Origin of the sequence: Ardenticatena maritima, assembly GCF_001306175.1 — a bacterium.
Taxonomy (GTDB): domain Bacteria; phylum Chloroflexota; class Anaerolineae; order Ardenticatenales; family Ardenticatenaceae; genus Ardenticatena; species Ardenticatena maritima.
This window is the reverse complement of record NZ_LGKN01000006.1, coordinates 187,762-207,425: the sequence shown is the minus strand read 5'-3', so window position 1 is coordinate 207,425 and position 19,664 is coordinate 187,762. Positions and strand designations below refer to the sequence as shown.

Here is a 19,664-nt window from a genome sequence, read left to right as displayed (position 1 = left end):
TTCAGGCGGATAGGCGGATGTCTGGATGTTCGGGGGGCGTCTCAGTGCGCTTGTGGGCACGGTATTCGGCGGCGGCCTGCATGAAGCGTGTAAACAGGCGGCGCATACGTGGGTCGGTTTCGACCAACTCTTCGGGGTGCCATTGAACGCCAATCAAAAAGTGGTCGTCTGCTGATTCAATGGCTTCGATAAGACCGTCGGGGGCGTAGGCGCTTGGGACTAATCCGCGCCCAAGGGTTTTGATGCCCTGGTGGTGCATGCTGTTCACTTTGAGCCGCGGCACACCGAAAAGGCGGTGTAAACGGGTTCCCGGCACGGTTTCGATGCTGTGTGAAAGCAAATCACGGGCATAGCGGGTTGGAAAATAGTCGTGCTTGATGGCTTGGGGATATTGGAAACTCAAATCCTGGTAGAGTGTGCCTCCCATGGCAACATTGATGATTTGAAAGCCGCGGCAAATCGCCAGGATGGGTTTGCGGTCTTCAATCGCCCAACGTGCCAGGGTGAGTTCAACTTCATCACGGGCGGGGTCGCTTTCGCCGCAGAGGTGATGGCGGGCTTCACCGTAGGCGGAGGGGTCAATGTCTAGCCCGCCTGCGAGGAAAAGCCCGTCCATTTGTTCGTAAATGGCGCGCAGTGTCGTCAGGTCATCCGCTAATGCGGGAATGAGCCAGGGAATGCCGCCAAATCGTGTAAGCGTGTGCACATATTGCTGGCTCATCACCCAGGCGCGCGGCGTTGTGGCTGTCGCTTCTTGTGTTTGTGTTGGAATGCCAATAATGGCTTGTGATGCTTGCATACGTTCCTCCAAAAAAAACCCCAACCTCTCTGACGGCTCTTGTGGTGGGGTGTCGAAGTATAACATTCGTACCATGTGTGTCAATAGGACGTTGGGAGGAGTGCATTGTGCTGGAGAATAAGTGCTATTTCCACTCAATCTCAACGTTTAATCATAATGAAGCCCACTTCCCAAAACGTGTTGGAGTATTGCCATGCCATTGCCTGCTTTTGTCAATTTTGACTTGCTACTGACCGTTGATGAGGAAATATTGCATACGCGGGTGATTACTTCACCTGTGGGGGAAGCGCGCGCTTCTTCTCCCCTTCCCCACGAAACCTTTTCTCCGGAGGCGTTACTGCAAACACTCATGCGCCCCCGACGTGGACTGACCTTTACTTCCTCGAATGGGCGGCATGTACCACCTGAGCAGACCGTGCGCGCGGTGGGGGAACGCTTGTTTCATCTGGTGTTTGCCGATGAAGTGGCGACCTTGTGGCGCCGAAGCCTGGATGCCGCTCGCCAAAACGGGCAAGGCGTGCGGGTGCGCTTGCGCCTGGAATCGCCTGCCTTGCATGCTTTGCCGTGGGAATTGCTGTATGACCCCTATCAACACGCCTTCATCGCAGTATCGGCACGCACGCCCATTGTGCGCTACTTGAACATTCCGCAAGCAGCGCACACCACGCATGTGGATGGCGCAGTACGGATGCTCGTCATCATTGCCGCCCCGCACGGCACACCCGCGCTGGATGTGGAACGCGAGTGGCGCGACATTCACGATGCCCTTGCGCCATTGGTTGCGCAAGGACGGCTGGTGCTCGAACGCTTGACGCCCCCCACGCCTGCGGCTCTTCAAGCGGCATTACGACGTGGCGCCTATCACGTGATGCATTTCATCGGTCATGGGGATTTCGACGGTGCGCAAGGCGTGTTGCTTTTTGAAGATGAGCAGGGCGCGGCGCGTCCTCTTGATGCCGAGCGCCTGACGGTGTTGGTGGGCGATGAACTGGATGCTTTGCGGTTGGTGGTGCTCAATGCTTGCCGTGGCGCACAAACCGCCGAGGCTGATATGTTTGCCGGTGTGGCGCAACAATTGGTGCGGCGTGGTGTTCCCGCGGTGATTGCTATGCAATTTGCCATTACTGATGGCGCAGCGCTGACGTTTGCCCGCGAGTTCTATACCGCGCTGGTGGATACGGGGCAAGTGGATACCGCCCTGGCCGAAGCCCGCAAAGCCATCTACGCTGTGGACAACAACCCGCTCGAATGGGCGACGCCGGTGCTGTTCATGCGTGATAGCGATGGACGCCTGTTTGCGCCGCCTTCAAGTAAGGCTTCGACGGTTTCTGATTCTCCCAGCAAGCCAGGTGACCGTTCGGTGGAGGTGCATGGTTCCATCAATGGCAGTATCATCAACACCGGCGATCAGAACACTATCACTCTGAGCAAGAAGCCAGCTCTTTCTTTCGTCACACCCGGCCATGCCGATATGGCGCCGCGTCATCTCTTGCGCTTGCGAACGGCTGCCAAGCGTGGGCAACTCGTGCTCATCGTTGGTGGTGATGCACCGGCTTCCTTGACGGGAATGCCCTCGCGTGCTGACTTGGCGCGGGCGTTGGCGGCGCAATATGGGGTGCCGGCGGATGGCTCATTAGCCACCGTTGCTCAGCATGTCATGCAGAATCAGAACCGTTTTGCCTTCACAGAGTTTCTCATCAACGCGCTTTCATCTGTCCCCGCTACACCCGCTCCCTTGTATGCGGCTATCGCTGACCTGGTGGCGCGAGGGCACGTGCACCATGTGCTGGCGTTGACCTACGACCTGGCATTGCAGCGGGCGGTGCAGGCACGCCATATTGCGCACAATGTGGTAGTGGATGATACCACGCTGACATTTGCCAATCCCGCCCATCCCACTCTCTATCACCTGTTTGGAACAATTGATCGCCCTGAAACCCTGCTTGTCACCGAGCAAGACCTCAACGCATTCATCCGCCGACGTACCAAACCCGACCTGTTCAGTGAAGTTGAGCGGCTGCTCAAACGCCATGATGTGCTCCTTGTGGGGCTTGATCCCACAGACCCGTTCTGGCTGGCACTTTTCGATGAAAGTGCCGGCAGACGGTTCCAACGCCCTGCATTTGCCGTCTGGTCATCCTTGGCGCCCGCGACTGTCCAGGCGTTAGCAAGCAACCGTCGTCTTACGGTGCTTGATACCGACCCGATTGCTCTGTTGCACGGCTTGTGAGGAATCTCAAATGACCACAATCCTGATTGACCAGTTGGCGACCCAGTTGCTTCAAGACAACGTGGTATTTGTCGTTGGAACAGGGTTGCATGGGCAAGGTCGCCAAGCCTTGGACCAGCAGCTCGCGGAATACCTGGCGCAAACCTTTGCGATTGGCCCGCCTGATCGCGCATTGAGCCTTGTTGCCCGCGATGTCGAGGTGCAAGTCGGGCGCGCAACACTTCTGGCTGCTTTGCGTGACGGCTTGCAAACCCTGATGCCCCGTCCCGATGTTGTGCACCAGTTATTGGCAGAAGCCTTACCCCCTTTCGCCAAAGTCGTCACGACGCGCTTCGACCGTGCATTGGAAACCGCGCTGGAGCAGTTCGGCAAAGCCTATGTGCGTATTCGCCGCGACGCCGATTTGCCCTTTTTTGATGAATCACGTATTGCGCTGATTAAATTGCAAGGTGATATCGAAGACCCTGAGCACCTCTATATAACCGAAGATGACGTGCGACGCTTCTTGCGCTCCATGAGTGCTTTGCACGATGTGGTGCGTGCTTATTTTGCCACCAAAACCCTCGTCTTTGTTGGCTATAACCTGGAACACCCCATCGTGCGTGACATGTTCGACCAAATCGAAGACCTCATGGGGCAATTCCGACGCCCCGCCTTTGCATTGGTGCCCCGTTTGCCGCCTGAAAATGAAGTGGCGTACTGGAAACGACGCAACGTGACGTTGATTGAAACCGACCTGCCAGATTTCTTTGAACGTCTGGCCGTAGCTGTGGAGCGCTTGCAACAACAAACTGTTGAACCACCTCCTAACCCTCTCGAAAACCGTATCACTTCTGCACGTCCTGAACGTCCCTACAAAGCCCTGGAAAGTTTCACTCAGAGTGATGCCGCTATTTTTGCCGGGCGGCAGGAAGAAAGCCGCCGCCTGACGCACCGCATTCTGGCGCGGCGGCACGTGGTGTTGTATGGGGGCTCAGGAAGTGGCAAAACCAGCCTGCTGCAAGCAGGAGTAGCGCCGCGTCTCGCAGCCATGCGAGCATTGTTGATTTCTACAACGCCTGTTGCTTCAACCTCGCTGCTCGAACGCATTCAATCTGCCTTGCGTGAAGAGTGTCAAGCGCTCAGCCTGCCTGTTTCTGGTGAAGAACCGGCAACCCTTATTCGGCAGTTGCAGCATGCACTTGGGGGGCCGCTTGTGCTGGTGATTGATCAGTTCGAGCAATTCTTCGTGCAAACACCCCTCGATGAGCAGCCCACCCAACTCGGAGAAGTTATGGCGTTGCTTGCTGACCGCAGTCTCGATATACGCCTGGTTTTGGTAATGCGTGAAGAATTTATTGGGCGACTTGATGCCCTGCGGGAAACTTTCCCTGGCTTGCTGGATGTGCGTTTTTACCTACCCCCTCTCGCCCGTGAAACAGCGCGAGCCGCCTTGGAAGATCCTGCTGCATTGTTCGGCGTTACATGGGAGCCCCCCTTGCTTGAACGCTTGCTGGACGACCTGACCGACGAAACGGGGCGGGTTGTGCCACCCCATCTCCAAATTGTTGCCGATGCGCTCTATCGCCATGTCGTAGAAGGCGAGGGGCGCACGACACTGACGAGTGAAGACCTGGAGTGGCTTGGTGGGACGATAGCGCTTTTGGGGCGCTACCTTGATGATATCATTGCTACGTTTCCGCCACCCGAACAACCGCGCATTCGCATGGTCTTGGGGTTGCTGGTGGGAAGCAGCGGTTTGAAAACACGTGTGGCGCTTGATGAGATCGCCCGCTCCGCTGACCTCGATGGAGATACGGCACAGCACCTGCTGGAACAACTTGTGGCACAACGGCTCGTCCGCCGATACGAGACACCCAGCGGGATTTATTACGAATTGACGCATGACTACCTCGCCGCCAACATTGCCCGCTGGTTGGGGGAAGCGTTTTGGGCGGCCCAGAAAGCCCGCGAAATTTTGCGTTCTGCTGTGCGTGAATGGCGCGAGCGAGGCCGTTTGCTCCCTCCAGATGATTTGGCGCTCATTGAACGCCACCGCTCACGATTGCGGTTGAGTGCTGATGAACAGGCACTCTGTTTTGCCAGCGCTATTGCTTATGGCACTTCCCCGATGAATGAAGCACCATCATCGGCATTCACGCCGATTTTCACACGCTTGCTTGAATACCCCGAACCATTTGTGCGGGCACGTGCCGCGCGTGCGGTTGGGGAGTGGGCATTGTCTCCCCATGTTGACACATTGCCTCATCTGGCGATAGACGACCCAGACGAAACGGTGCGGCAGGCGGCGGTGGACGCCATCGCCATGCTCCCGCTCCCATTGTTGCGTGAAGCCACCAGCCGGCTTGTTTCCGCCTGGCAAACTGACCATCCCCACGCACCTGAAGCCTTGTATCACCTGCGCGACATTCAGCCGCAAGTGGAACAGTTCTTGCCGGCGAAGTGGCGTGGGCAGGTGCGGCGCGTTGTTTGGCGGCGTCGGTGGGCGCGGCGGCGCGATTTTATTGCGGCGCAAACGCTACAAGGGGCGCGGTGGGGCGCGCTCGTCGGCGGGGGATTGGTAGGAATGCTTACCGTGATGCTTATGGCGGAACAAAGTGTGCGTGGCGGCACCTTGTTGGCGACGGGGCTGGTGGGCATGTTAGTAGGGGGGATGTTAGGCGCATTGGCGGGGGCGGTGCCCCGTTTCGTGGGGGTGCTGATACGTGAACTGGGTGATGGCGCATGGGCGCAACGGGCACAGTGGATCATGCTTGGCTTGTATGGCGTTGCCGGTCTCATAGCGCTTTGGATTGTCTGGTTGGTTCTCAGGTGAGGGAAAAGAAAGGAGTGAGCCATGAACGAACTTTGGCGATTAGTCATACTGTGCCTGTTCGTGCTGATGGGGCTTAGCGCATGTCGCGGTGAAGAGAGTGCGGTACGTACCCCAGAACCGCCATCCGATACGTCCGATACGTCTGAACAAGCCAACCTTGAATCTCTGCTTGACAACGCTTTTGTGGTACGTGCCGCGGCGCGTACACCTGTTCCCGCGCCGCGTACAGCACCTGTGCAGGTGGGAGATGGCGTCGATGTAGATGAGCAGGGGCGCGCCATCTTGCGGTTCGGTGACTTGATTACTGCCGACATTACACGCGATGGCGAGTTGCGCATTCAACAACTCTCCGCCGACGAGCAATCAGCCATTGCCAACTTCGTGTTGGTGGCGGGGGCGGCATTGTTTGATTTCAACCCGGATGAAGCCTTGCAAGAGCGTATCCTGATTGTCGAAAGCGAGTTCGAGAATGGGCAAATTGCGGTGGTGCAAGCCACAGGCACACGTTTTCTCGTTGTGCGTGAGGAAGAAGCCCCGTTGGAATGGGTCATTGGGTTGGAGGCAGCCGAGGATGATTTGAGCATTACGGCGGACGGCGTTACCAAGCCTGTGCCGGCTGGGACGGCACGTTGGGTTGCGCCTGTGGATGAACCCAGCCCCGGCATTCAAGCAGATATGCGGGCTGTAGAAGAATGGTTGCGGAAAGTGCGCACTGGTCAACCGGTGCGTGAGGTGGGTGAAGTGCTCTGGTCTTTTGCCGATGTCACCAGCAACCTTACGTCTTTGGAAACACTTCCCCCACCAGGTGAATCATTTATTGTTGAAGGTGTCCGACTGACGCTGCATGAAGGCGGTACATACACACTTGAGGATTGCAATCGGGACGGCAACAACGATGTGGTGATTCAAAACGGCATGGTCACCTTTGATTTTCGCTCCGTTTTGGCGCGCGTAGAATCGCTCGATGTTACGATTCTCAATCGTGCAGAACCGCACACGGGAGAGTTGGTGGTGTTTGATCCGGCTTATGAAGAGATTGCCCGTGTCTTTGTTCAATCAGATGCTGGTCAGGTCGAAGTGTTGAGTAGTCGTTCACCAACCCCATATCACTACGCCTCCCTATCGCTCAAACATGGCTGTTTTCTTGGATTTAGCCTCACCCCGCCTACGCCTGATGGCGAGCCTGCGCCACCACGTTCCGCCGAGCAATTGGAACCGTTTTGCGAGACCCGCGTAGCCCTCCGTTTGCGCGCGGCGCCTCGCCTCGACGCTGATGTCATCACAACTTTACCACCGTCAACATCGTTTGAACCATTGGGGCGTCTCGCCAACGAGCGCTGGCTCTTTGTTGTAGCCGAGGCGCAGGCGAAAGGATGGATATTGGGCGATCCGGAATACATTGCCTGCGAAGGATATGAGTTGCAGGCCTTGCCCACGCGCCAACCACCTCCCACGATTACACCCACCATCACACCTTCTATCACCCCCACACCATTACCCGACCTCGCTATCTTGTTAGACGACTTCACCGAAACGTGTAATGGATACGAATGCCAGGTAACGGTCTATGCCTGGCTTTTCAACACAGGTGAAACAAGTCTCTATGAAGTTGAAGTTCAGGTGCGCGCTGACCCCGATGCGTTTCTGAGCACCAATATCAAGGAATTGCCGCCCAGCCCGAATGGTCTGTTTTGGGAATTCGTGTTGCCGTCAACGACAGGGGGATGCTACGACCCTGATTGCACGATTTGCCTTGTGATTGACCCCTATGACAACATTGCTGAGGAGAATGAGGAAAACAACAAAATATGCCAGACGTGGCAAGGGTAACGTCTGGCATGAGATGGCAGGAACAGTCTGGCGAGAAAGCCCTGTCAGGCTTGCACAGGCTGACAGGGCTTAGCGATATCCGGGTTGTCCAGCACGTCTTCGGGGGCTTGCCCCACAAACAACTCGAACGAATACGAGCCATCGGGGTTGCGGTCTACAATCAGTTCGTTGGCTTCGGGGATGACGCAATGCTTGCTCCCGCCGACGCCGCCCAGCATTTCCTGGTATGCCCCGACGGCAAAAAAGCCAATGTACAGGTTCTCGGTTTCGACGGGGAGCCAGAGTTCGGCTTCGCTGCCTTTCGGCGGATAGACGTCGTCGCTGTCGCAGGTGAGCCCCCCCAGTTGCACGCGGCGAAACGGTTTGTCCAGGTGGTTGAGCGGCAAGACGATAAAATGTTCACCCAGCGCCCACGTGTCGGGGAATGAAGACATGATGGAACCGTCAATGATGTACCAGGGCAGGGGCGAGTTGTTGTCTTTCACCAACAGTACGCGGAAGAGGTGGGCGCCATGTTCGGCCACGGTGTAGCGCCCCATTTCGCCCATGATGTCGGGTTCGGGGATGTTGTAGCGTGCGCAGAGCACCTGAATGGCTTGGAGCAGCCGAATGGCAAACTCGTAGTAGTCGAAGTCAAAATCGAGGGTGAGCCCGACGGGAACACCGCCCCCAAAGTCAAAAATGGTGAGTGTAGGAAATTCTTCACGAAGTTGGGCGAAAACTTCCAGCGGGGGTGTCAATCGTTCGACAAAATCTTGTGGGTCGGTCAATTGGCTGCCCACCATGCCATGATAGAGCCGCAAGGTCAGGTTGGGGGATTGGGCAATCATCTCGGCGGCGTCCCAAATTTCGCCAATCGTCAAGCCAAAGCGCGAATTGGCGAAGTCCATGGCGGCGACGTTGGGGTGCTTCCCGTACGATTTCTGGCGGAGCCCCACTTCAAAGGGCAATCCCGATTCGATCAACGGCGGCAGTTCCGCCAGGTTTTCAATCACGGGGATGATGCGGTAGTCGGGATATTCGCGCTTCAGCTGAATGAGATTGCGCGAATAGGGCATGCCCGCCATCTTGAAACCGTTGGCAATAATCATCTGGTCGGGTGTGATGTAGCCGCGCTGAATCATGAGGCGCACAATGTCCACGTCTACCGTGGATGACATTTCGTGATGAATGCCTGCGCCTAACGTGGTGCGGATGACTTCTTCGGCTGCGTTTGCTTTCGAGGCGTAGGCATAGTAGAAGCGCCCCGTGTATTCTTGTTCGATGATGGCGCGCGCAAACACGTCTTGCAGATAGCGAATTTTGTCGCGGATTTTGGGCAAATAAACCAGTTCCAGCGGGCTTGCCAGGGGGACACTGAGCGGGCTGGTGCCGTCGTTCAGGAAGAGCGCCGCCAGGTCCAGGTCTTCATAGAAAAGATGCCCGTTGCGTACATGCAGGTACTCGTTGAAACGGTAGCCGTCAGGTACGGGGTCGGGCGATTCCCAGCCAATTGTCGGTATGATATTCATCGAACTCCCTCACTCTTTGAGATGGTGATACACGTTTGGCAAACAGTGTTTGAGACGTATTGAGCTATGCGCAGTACGTTATTTCCGCCCGCTTGGGTATCTATTTTCATGCTCACCCCTGAGCGTCGCAACCTTAAAAGTATAAATTGATGCTGGGTTGCTCACAAACGCCCCCATGAATACAAAAATCCCCTTACCAGTCGTTTCTGGTAAGGGGACATGGCATGTCAATCGGGCTTAGATGTCCAGGTTGCGGACTTCACGCGCATGTGTCTGGATGAAACGGCGGCGCGGCGGCACGGCGCTGCCCATCAACATGCTGAACGTCTTGTCAGCCTGGACGGCGTCTTCAATAGTCACCTGCAACAGGATGCGGTTTTCGGGGTTCATGGTGGTTTCCCACAATTGCTCTGGGTTCATTTCACCCAACCCCTTGTAGCGCTGAATGGTGACTTTTTGCCCGTCCAGCTTCTTCAAGATGGCTTCTTTTTCTTCTTCCGAATAGGCGTAGAACTTTTCGCGCCCCGCCTGAATAAGGTAGAGCGGTGGTTGCGCGATGAACAAATGCCCTTCTTCGATGAGCTGCGGCATGTAGCGGAAGAAGAAGGTGAGCAAGAGCGTGCGAATGTGGGCGCCGTCCACGTCGGCGTCCGCCATGAGGATGATGCGCCCATAGCGCAGGTTCGAGATGTCAAAATCTTCGCCAATCCCGCACCCCAGCGCCGAGATAAGCGCCTGCACTTCTTTGTTGTCCAGCACGCGGTTGAGGCGAGCTTTTTCCACGTTGAGAATCTTGCCGCGCAGGGGCAAAATCGCCTGGTAGCGGCGATCGCGCGCTTGTTTGGCAGAGCCGCCCGCCGAATCCCCCTCGACGATGTAGAGTTCCGTCTGGCTGGGGTCGCGCTCGGAGCAGTCGGCGAGTTTGCCGGGCAGCGTCATGCTTTCAAGGGCGCTCTTGCGCACCACCATTTCGCGCGCTTTGCGGGCGGCTTCGCGCGCCCGCGCCGAGGTGAGAATTTTGTTCAAGATGGCTTTGGCTTCGCGCGGATGTTCTTCCAACCATTGCGAAAGCATTTCGTTGGTGACGCTTTCGACCGCGCCCTTGACTTCGGGGTTGTTCAACTTGATTTTGGTTTGCGCTTCAAACTGTGGGTCGCGCAGTTTGACGCTGATGATAGCCGTCAAGCCTTCGCGCACGTCTTCGCCCGAGAAGTTGGAATCTTTTTCTTTGAGAATGCCTTGCTTGCGGGCGTAGTCGTTGATGGTGCGCGTCAGCGCCGAGCGGAAACCCGTCAGGTGGGTGCCGCCTTCCACCGTGTTGATGTTGTTGGCGAACGAGAAAACCGATTCGGTATAACTGTCGGTGTATTGCATGGCGACTTCCACGACCATATCGTCCACTTCTTTGTTGGCGTAAATCGGTTCATGCAGGACGGTACGGTCGCGGTTCATGTAGCGCACGAATGAGACAATGCCGCCTTCAAAGTAGAAGGTGGCTTCCTGGTCTTCGCGTTCGTCAATGATGGTGATTTTCAAGCCCGGCGTCAGGAACGCCATTTCGCGCAGGCGTTGCGCCAGAACCGAGAATTTGTAATCGGCGTTGGCGTCGAAAATGTCGGGGTCGCGCAGCCAGCGCACAGTGGTGCCGGTGTCGTCGGGGTCGCATTCCCCAATTACTTCGACCGGCGTCACCGGGACGCCGCGTTCGTAGCGTTGGCGGTAGATTTTGCCGTCGCGTTTGACGATGGCTTCCAGCCAGGCGCTGACTGCGTTGACCGCCGAAACACCGATACCGTGCAACCCACCGGAGACCTTGTAGCCCCCTGTGCCAAATTTCCCCCCCGCGTGGAGCGTCGTCATCACCACTTCCAGCGCAGGGCGTCCTTCGGTGGGGTGAATGTCCACAGGAATACCGCGCCCGTTGTCGGTCACGGTGACGATGCTCTCTTTGTCAATATGCACGATGATGGTATCGCAAAAACCCGCCAGGGCTTCGTCCACCGAGTTGTCCACCACTTCAAAGACGCAGTGGTGCAACCCCAATTGGCCTGTGTTCCCGATATACATGCCTGGGCGTCGGCGGACGGCTTCCAGCCCTTTGAGAACGGCAATTTTTGATGCGTCGTAGCCTTGTGTTTTGTTTGTCACGTCTGACACCTCGTTTGTTTGCTCTTTATCGGTGTGTACACACAAAGCGCCCAACGGTATGAGCGCATGTCGTGGCATCTGCTACATTATAGCACAAGCCGCGACAAGGGGCGAAGAGATAGCGCGATTTTCGATGAGCGGCTATTGCCTTTCAGCCTTCTGTTGGTATAGTGGAAGCATCCCAAATTTGAGCGGACAGAGGAACGCCAATGACCTCAATTGAATCACGCAAGCAAGACCACATTGATATTGTGTTGCAAAAAGATGTACGCGCCAAAGGTGTCACGACCGGCTTTGAGCGCTTCTTTTTCGAGCATGTCGCTTTGCCCGAATGTCATCTGGATGAAGTGGATTTGCGCGTGCGCATGTGGGGGCGTGAGTTGCGCGCCCCGTTCCTCATCAGCAGTATGACGGGCGGCACCAGCGAGGCGGCGCGTATCAACCTGCACCTAGCGGAAGCCGCGCAGGCGCTGGGCATTGCCATGGGGGTGGGGTCGCAACGGGCGGCGCTGGAAGATGATGCGCTGGCGGCGACCTACCGCGTGCGGCACGTTGCCCCTGATATTTTGCTGCTGGCGAATTTTGGCGCCGTGCAGTTGAACGAAGGGTATGGCGTGGATGAGGCGCGGCGCGCCGTGGAGATGATTGAAGCCGATGCGCTGATTTTGCACCTCAACCCCTTGCAAGAAGCCGTCCAGCCGGGGGGAGACCGCGATTGGCGTGGGCTTTACGCCAAAATTGAAACGCTGGCGCGTCAGTTGGATGTGCCCATTGTGGTGAAAGAAGTGGGGAACGGCATTAGCGCGCGCGTTGCCATGCGCCTGGTGGAGTGTGGTGTGGCGGCGATTGATGTGGCGGGGGCGGGCGGCACCAGTTGGAGCGAGGTTGAAGCCTACCGCCAGCAAGACCCCTTGCGCCGCCACATTGCCCACACGTTTGCCGGTTGGGGGATTCCCACTGCTCTGGCGCTCATGGAAGTGCGCGCCGCTGTGCCACCGGAGGTGCTGGTCTTTGCCAGTGGCGGTATTCGCAGTGGCGTGGATGCCGCCAAAGCCATTCGCCTCGGCGCGACACTGGTGGGAAGCGCCGCACCGTTGTTGCAGCCAGCCACCGACCACACCCAGGCCGTTTTCGACACGTTCCAGGCCTACATTGAAGAATTGCGCATTGCAGCGTTTTGTGTGGGCGCAACGTCTCTGGACGACTTGCGCCGCGCGCCGTTGCGCCGCACAGATACGTGGGAGTACGTCGCCGTCTGAACACGGCGGCCACAGGCAACCAAGTAGGGAGGCAAGGCATGCGCGAACCGTCGGCACAGACCGAGCACATGACCGACCTGGTGCACGAATTGCGGCGGCATGTGGGCGGCGAAGTGCGTTTCGACCGCACAAGCCGCATTCTGTACGCCACCGACGCCAGCATCTACCAAATCATGCCGCATGGGGTCGTCATCCCCCGCGACGCGGATGATATCGCCGCAACGCTCGCCGTCGCGCGTGAATATGGCGTGCCGGTGTTGCCGCGGGGCGCGGGCACCAGCCTGGGGGGGCAGACGGTTGGCGCGGCAATCGTGGTTGATACGTCGAAATACATGCACGCTTTGCTGGAAGTCAACGCCGAGGAAGCCATCTGCCGCGCACAACCCGGATTGGTGATTGCCCAACTCAACCGCGCCCTCGAACCCTACGGCTTGATGTTCGGTCCCGACCCCGCCAGTCTCGACCGCGCCACAGTGGGCGGCGTGATTGGCAACAACTCCACGGGGGCGCATTCAATCCTCTATGGCATGACCGCCGACAACATTGTCGCCGCGCGTGCCTTGCTTGCCGACGGGACAGACGCCACTTTTGCCCCGGTATCGCTGGAAGAAGCCGACACCCTGGCGGCGCATGAAAGCCTCGAAGGGCGCATCTACCGCGCCATGTTGGCGATTGCCCGTGAGTATGGCGCGGATATCGAACGTGATTTCCCCCGCCATTGGCGGCGCGCCAGCGGGTACAACCTTGATCGGCTCTGGCGCGGCGTGCAGAACGGGCGGCTCAACCTTGCCGAAGTGCTGGTGGGCTCCGAAGGCACGTTGGCGTTTGTGACCGAAGCCACGCTCAAACTGGTGCCGCGCCCCAAAGCGCGTGCGCTTGCGGTGCTCCAATTCGACGATTTCATCCACTCGCTGGAAGCCGTCATCCCCTTGCTTGAAACGCAGCCCTCGGCGGTGGAACTCATTGACCAGTACGTGGTGCGGCTCACGCGCGAGCAGGCGGGCTATTCGCGCGCGCTCGATTGGGTACATGGCGACCCTGAATCGGTGCTGTTGGTGGAATTTTTTGGCGAAGACGAAGCCGAATTGCGCGCCAAACTCGACAAGATGGAAGCGCGCATGCGCGCATGGGGCTATCATGCGCCCATCCTCAAACTGCTGGACCCCGAGGCGCAAGCGCGGGTCTGGTATGTGCGCAAGGTGGGGTTGGGCTTGCTCATGAGCATTAAGGGCGACCACAAGCCAATCCCCTTTGTGGAAGATGTCTCCGTGCCGCCTGAACACCTGGCAGCGTTCATCAGCCGTTTTCGCCAAATTGTGCGCGACAACGGCACAGATGCCGCGTTTTACGCGCATGCCAGCGCGGGGTGTCTGCATTGCCGCCCACTCATCAACTTGAAAAGCGCGGAAGGCGTGCGCATGATGCGCCGCATTGCCGAACAAGTCGTGGATTTGGCGCTGGAATTTGGCGGCGCGATGAGCGGCGAGCATGGCGATGGGCTGGCGCGTTCGGAGTTCAACCCGCGCGTGTTTGGACCGCGGCTCTATCAAGCCATGCGGGAATTGAAAGCGGCATGGGACCCCGAACGGCTTTTCAATCCGGGCAAAGTCGTTGATGCGCCGCCCATGGACCAGAATTTGCGCTATGGTCCCGAGTACCACGCCCACGTTCCGCCGACGGTGCTCTCGTTCGATGAATTTTTGGGGTTCGACCGTGCCATTGAACAATGCAACGGGATGGGCGTCTGCCGCAACTTGCATGGCGGCGTCATGTGCCCTTCGTATCGTGCCACGCGCGACGAAAAAGAAACAACCCGTGCGCGTGCGAATATCCTGCGGGCGGCTATAAGTGGGCGCTTGCCCGGCGGGCTTGCCAGCCCCGAAGTGTTCGATGTGTTGGATTTGTGTCTGGAATGCAAAGCCTGCAAGAGCGAGTGCCCGTCAAGTGTGGATATGGCGAAACTCAAGTACGAGTTTTTGCATCACTACTACCAACACCACCGCCGCCCATTGCGCGATTATCTGTTTGGGTATATTCGCACCTTCTACGAGATGGGCGCCCCCTTTGCCCCCCTGGTGAATGCGCTCATGCGTTCGCCCCTGGCGCAGGTAGGGCAGCGGTGGCTGGGCATTGACCCCAGCAGACGCTTGCCGCCGCTGCATCGCCAGACCTTCCGTGCCTGGTTTGCCGCACATACGCCCTTGCCAACCGCCGGCACACAGGGGGATGTCGCGCTGTACGTGGACACCTTCACGAATTTCAACTACCCACAACAGGGGCAGGCGGTCGTCAAAGTGTTGGAAGCTGCCGGGTGGCGTGTGCACCTTGCGCCGGATGTCTGCTGTGGACGCCCGCTCATCAGCAAAGGGTTTTTGCCTGCGGCGAAAGCCCGCGCCGCGGCACTCCTGGACGCCTTCGAGCCGCTGCTGCAACAGGAGATGCCCATTGTGGGGATAGAGCCTTCGTGCTTGTTGACATTGCGCAATGAGGTTTGCGATTTCTTCCCTAACGACCAGCGTGTACGGGTTTTGTTTGAAAAATCACGCCTTTTTGACGAGTTTTTGCATCAAAATGATGTTTTCTCTATACTTGATAAAAGGTTGCGGCCTTTACCCAAACGGATTGTCGTGCATGTGCATTGCCACCAAAAAGCCGAAAGTGATGCGCGGTGGGCTGTCTCGGCGTTGCAGCATATCCCCAAGGCGGAAGTCTTCCTGGCGGATGTGACATGTTGCGGTTTGGCTGGTTCTTTTGGGTTTGAAGCGCACCATGCCGAGATTTCGCGGCACATTGCCCACCTTGGCTTGGTGCAGGCGGCGCGCACCGCAGATGTGGTGGCGGTGACAGGCGTTTCGTGCCGCCAACAAATTGAAGAGACAAGTGGCAAAAGTCCTTTGCATATTGCTGAGATTTTGGCAGGTGTCCTTTTGGTAGATGAGTAGGTTTTCAAGGAAAGTCGTTTGATGGCAACATTGTACGTTGTAATTTTGATTACAGCGGGGTTTTTTCTCCTCTGGATTGCCGGGCGTGTCTGGCGAAGTAAAGCCCCTGTGCGGTATGGAATAGTTGTATTGTTAGGGCTTGCCGGGCTTCGCACACTGAGTGACGCTACGAGTATTCTGCTTCCCCTTTCGCCTTCAAAACTCTTCTTTGCCCATTTGACCTACATTTTAGAGCGGTTGCAGGTCTATGCTTGGCTGGCGTTCGTGGCGCACTATACCGGCTTTATGCATGGGCGTTGGCGCAGGCTCTTGTGGCGCATCATCGCTGTTGTTTGTATTGGCGTGGTGGTTTTCTTTGGCATGCTGATCAATTTCGCGCCGACCATTCTGACGTTCTCGCTGGTGCGCCAGGATGCTTATTGGCTGTATATGCCCCAATTGGCTGCGCCCTGGAATGCACTGTTGGAGTTGTGGGAAAGTTTGCTCTTTCTGGGGGGCGTCGTCTGGCTTGTGCGCTTTATCTGGCATCGCCAACGCCGGATACGTGATGTGTTGATTGTCTTTGTGTTGCTTGCATTGCCGTGGCTTGTGTTGGAGCTCTGGCAGTCGAACATTTTGCCAACGGGGTATATTCGTCCAACGGCCATTGCAGGCGTTGTCAGTGTGATTGGTTTGGCCTTTTATCTCAGCCGCACGCATTTGCTGCGGGCGCAGTATATTTCTTTGGAACATGTTTCGCACTATTTGAACGATGCCATTTTTGTGATCGACGATGCTGGAATCATCCAGGAGCATAATGCGGCGGCGCGTGCTTTTTTGGGCGTTGCTGATGCGGTTGGCAAACCGTTAGCCACACTTGCTCCGGAGCTGGCGCAGATTTGGCGCTCCTCGCCTCATGAGGTGCACACACTTTTCCACGACGGACGTGTTTATGATGTGCGTGTGATACGTCTGGAACATTGGTTGTCGCCGCTCTGGGTGTTGACGTTGGAGGATGTGACTTCGCATGTGCTGGCGCAGCGGCGTGTTGAAGCCGTTGCACGGCTGCTCACGTTGTTGGTGGAGCGCTGTCCAACCGATGCATTTTATGAAGCGCTGGCGCAGGAAGTACGTCGGGCGATTGCTTTACATCCTGTAACATGTGTGGTGTTGGAAGTGGACGAGCAATCGGCGCAGATGATTGTTCGGGCGGTGGCAACCGACGAGGGCATGCAGGACGTATGGCCGCGCATTTTTCACGCAATTGATGACATCTCTTTTTGGCAGCATCTCTTGCACCTTGGCGCACCGTTCCCCCTCACCGATGTCTCACTCTCCCAGGAAGCGTGGGGACATACCGTGCATGAATTGGGCTTTCGCGTGGCATGGCTCGTTCCGGTGCAGGAGGAAAATGTGGTGCTGGCGCTCTTGAGCCGCACACAGGACCTCGCTTCAGACGATATTCGCTTTGCTCAAGAGATGGGCAATGTCATGCAGGTTTGGGGGCGGCATCGCAAGGTGCAACAAGCATTGGCGCGTAGCCGCGAAATTGCCGCCCTTGCGGGGCAGGCTGGGGTTGAGTTTTTGCGTCAACACACTGTGCAGTGGCAAGAGAATGTGCAGGCATTGTTGACGCATGCCCAAAATCAGGGTGGGTTTGCGTGTGTGTACCTGCTTGCCATCGAAGAAGAACAAGACCCATTCCCGCGCGGGCGTCTGGTTGCCAAGGTTTCACACGTTTCTTCTTTTGTTGAAGAACGGCAAGTACCGCTGACACAATACGGCCTCACAGCGACGGCATTGGAACAATTGAAGAAAGGGGAAAGTGTCGTCTTTACGAAAACGACGACTGCGCCCCTCGAAGCCATGATGCTGTTGTCCCGTACGGGCGCCCGCATGATGTGTATGGTGCCGCTCTTTGTGCGGGGGGAAGTGTGGGGCGTCTTGGGCGTTTTGGAGCAGCGGGCAGAGCGGCTTTTGCCTGAGGAAGAGTATGCTCTGAATACCACCGCCGCGCTGATTGGCGCCGCTATTGAGCGCAGCGAAGATGAAATTGCGCGTCAGCGGCAGATGCGCACGCTCGAACTCCTCAATACGATTACGCTTGAAACACTGCGTGCGCCGACTTTTGAAGAGATGCTCGATCGCTTGGCTGAAACGGTGGGGGTGTTATTTGAAGCCGATAGCGCATTTGTGACGCTGTGGGATGACGTGGAACACGTACCTTTGCCAGGCGCGGCATATGGTCCGTACAAGGAGTCGTATCGCCAAGTACGTGCGCTGCCGGGTGAACCGACAATCACTGAAGCCGTTTTGGAAGCCGGCAAGCCCTTGGTTATTGAAGACGCTTTTCATTCGCCATTGGTCAGCCGGCGTATTGCGCAAAAGTTCCCCACGCAAACGATGCTGGCATTGCCGATGATTGTCGAAGGACAAAAAATTGGGGCTTTGCTGATTAGTTATCATCGGAAGCGAACCGTGCCGGAATCGTACATCTTGTTAGGTCAGCAAGTGGCTTCGCAAATTGCGCTCGCCGTCAAACACCGCCGATTGCAAGAAGAACTGGCGATGCGCTTCAAAGAAACCGACCTGTTACGCCAGGCGGCGGCGATGCTCACGGCAAGCCTGGATTTTGAGACAACCGTCCAACGTGTGCTTGAGAGCATGCACGCTTTCGTTCCGTATCACTCGGCAACAGTGCAATTACTCAAGCAAGAGCAGGAGCAACAGTATTTTGAGATTGTTGGCGGTCGCGGTTGGGGTGATGATACACTGGTGAAAGGCATTCGTTTTTTGGTGCCGGGTCCTAATCCCAATACGCTCGTTTGGCGGCGCAAGCAACCCGTGCGTATTGATGATGTGCTCTCAGCTGGGTATTTCATGCCCTCGTTTGAATCGTATGCCATTCGCTCCTGGTTAGGGGTGCCGCTGCTTTTTGAAGACCGCCTCATGGGCATGATTGCGCTTGATCACAAAGAGATTGGTTTTTTCACCGCCGAACACGAGCGATTGGCGTTCCTCTTTGCCCAACATGCCGCCATTGCCTTGCGCAATGCTCACTTGCATGAAACACAGCAGAAGCGAACGCGCGAATTAGAAGCCCTGCATCGCGCCACACGCCTGTTGCTCCACTCACTGGATGTCCGACAAGTCGCTGAAACATTTCTGGATATTTGTCTGGAAGCGATTCCAACAGCCGAAAAAGGCTCGTTGATGGTGCTGGATGACGATCGAACGGTTTTGCGCATGTTAGCGTCGCGTGGTTATCGTGATGAACGCGTGCAGACCTTGGCGTTGCCGTTAAATACGCCTTCATACGCGGCGAAAGCCCTGCGTGAACAACGCGGTTTTGTGATTGAAGACGTGTGGGCGGATTACCGCATTCGCTATCGGGGCAATATTCGCGAGGTGGGCGAAGTGCGCTCGGCGGTTGTGGTTCCGCTGATGAGTGGTAAAGAAATCTTCGGCGTCTTTTCCCTTGACGCGACGCGCCCCTATGCGTTCACTGAAGAGGACTTGCGTTTGCTGGAAACCTTTGCGGCAACCGCCGGCCTGGTTTTACATAACGCGCGCCTGCACCAGAAGATTGAGCATACCAGCCGCATTGACCCGCTGACGGGCCTTTACAATCGCCGTGGGTTTTTCTACACAGCGGATTATTTGTTGGGGCGGACTGATCGTATGCCGGATGACGCCGCAGTGCTCTTGTTCGATATTGACCATTTCAAGCAAGTCAACGATACGTTTGGGCACGATGTCGGCGACGAGGTGTTGCGCGAATTGGCACACCGGGCGCAAACATTGTTGCGCGAGCGTGATGTCGTGGCGCGATACGGCGGCGAGGAGTTCGTCATCTTGCTGACGAGCGTTTCACCTGAAATCGCCAGGCGCGTCGCAGAGCGCTTGCGACACCGTATTGGGAGCGAACCGTTCACAACATCAGCCGGCAGTTTGCCGATTACTATCAGCATTGGTTTGGCAATGAAGCCTGCGCATGGAGAACCGGTTTCGCTCATGCAATTGATTACCTGGGCGGATAAAGCCCTCTACGCCGCCAAAGAAGCGGGGCGCAATTGCACGTTTATGGCGGAAGCCATAGAGGGCGAGCAGGTGCGCTTGCACAAGGTTGTGCTTCAATCACTGGTTTGAGC

Annotated in this window: 9 protein-coding genes; 6 read left to right on the top strand and 3 right to left on the bottom strand. The window is 56.9% G+C overall.

All coding sequences use genetic code 11. From position 1 onward, the window contains the following. Position 1: 1 nt before the first annotated feature. Positions 2-799 (bottom strand): gamma-glutamyl-gamma-aminobutyrate hydrolase family protein, encoded by a 798-nt coding sequence (locus SE16_RS11730; protein ID WP_054494314.1) that lies wholly within the window; start codon positions 797-799, stop codon positions 2-4. A gap of 193 nt (positions 800-992) precedes the next feature. Here SE16_RS11730 and SE16_RS11725 point away from each other — a divergent pair, with 193 nt between their 5' ends. The 3 genes from SE16_RS11725 to SE16_RS11715 are packed head-to-tail and all read left to right on the top strand — an operon-like array spanning position 993 to position 7,674. Further along, positions 993-3,029, top strand: a complete 2,037-nt coding sequence (locus SE16_RS11725; protein ID WP_054494312.1) for a CHAT domain-containing protein — start codon at positions 993-995, stop codon at positions 3,027-3,029. Between the two features lie 10 nt (positions 3,030-3,039). Further along, the gene (locus SE16_RS11720; protein WP_060687633.1) at positions 3,040-5,844 is read left to right on the top strand and encodes an nSTAND1 domain-containing NTPase; all 2,805 of its coding nucleotides are present in this window, start codon (positions 3,040-3,042) and stop codon (positions 5,842-5,844) included. Positions 5,845-5,865: 21 nt separating this feature from the next. Then, a complete protein-coding gene (locus SE16_RS11715; protein ID WP_054491848.1) occupies positions 5,866-7,674 on the top strand; it encodes an SH3 domain-containing protein in 1,809 nt (602 codons plus the stop codon). Between the two features lie 44 nt (positions 7,675-7,718). Here SE16_RS11715 and SE16_RS11710 read toward each other — a convergent pair whose 3' ends face one another. Beyond that, positions 7,719-9,185: a type III PLP-dependent enzyme domain-containing protein gene (locus tag SE16_RS11710; protein WP_054491849.1), complete on the bottom strand. Its 1,467-nt coding sequence runs from the start codon at positions 9,183-9,185 to the stop codon at positions 7,719-7,721. Between the two features lie 237 nt (positions 9,186-9,422). Next, on the bottom strand, positions 9,423-11,333 hold the full coding sequence (gyrB, locus tag SE16_RS11705) for a DNA topoisomerase (ATP-hydrolyzing) subunit B (RefSeq protein WP_054491850.1): 1,911 nt from the start codon (positions 11,331-11,333) through the stop codon (positions 9,423-9,425). 209 nt (positions 11,334-11,542) lie between these two features. Here gyrB and fni point away from each other — a divergent pair, with 209 nt between their 5' ends. From fni to SE16_RS11690, 3 genes are read left to right on the top strand one after another with little or no spacing between them, the layout of a single operon-like run. Continuing rightward, positions 11,543-12,592 carry a type 2 isopentenyl-diphosphate Delta-isomerase gene (fni, locus tag SE16_RS11700; RefSeq protein WP_060687632.1) on the top strand — a complete coding sequence of 350 codons (1,050 nt, stop codon included), beginning with the start codon at positions 11,543-11,545 and terminating at the stop codon, positions 12,590-12,592. Positions 12,593-12,630: 38 nt separating this feature from the next. Beyond that, a complete protein-coding gene (locus SE16_RS11695) occupies positions 12,631-15,534 on the top strand; it encodes an FAD-binding and (Fe-S)-binding domain-containing protein (protein WP_054492376.1) in 2,904 nt (967 codons plus the stop codon). A 21-nt stretch (positions 15,535-15,555) separates the two neighbouring features. After that, positions 15,556-19,662 (top strand): GAF domain-containing protein, encoded by a 4,107-nt coding sequence (locus tag SE16_RS11690; RefSeq protein ID WP_060687630.1) that lies wholly within the window; start codon positions 15,556-15,558, stop codon positions 19,660-19,662. Positions 19,663-19,664: the final 2 nt, after the last annotated feature.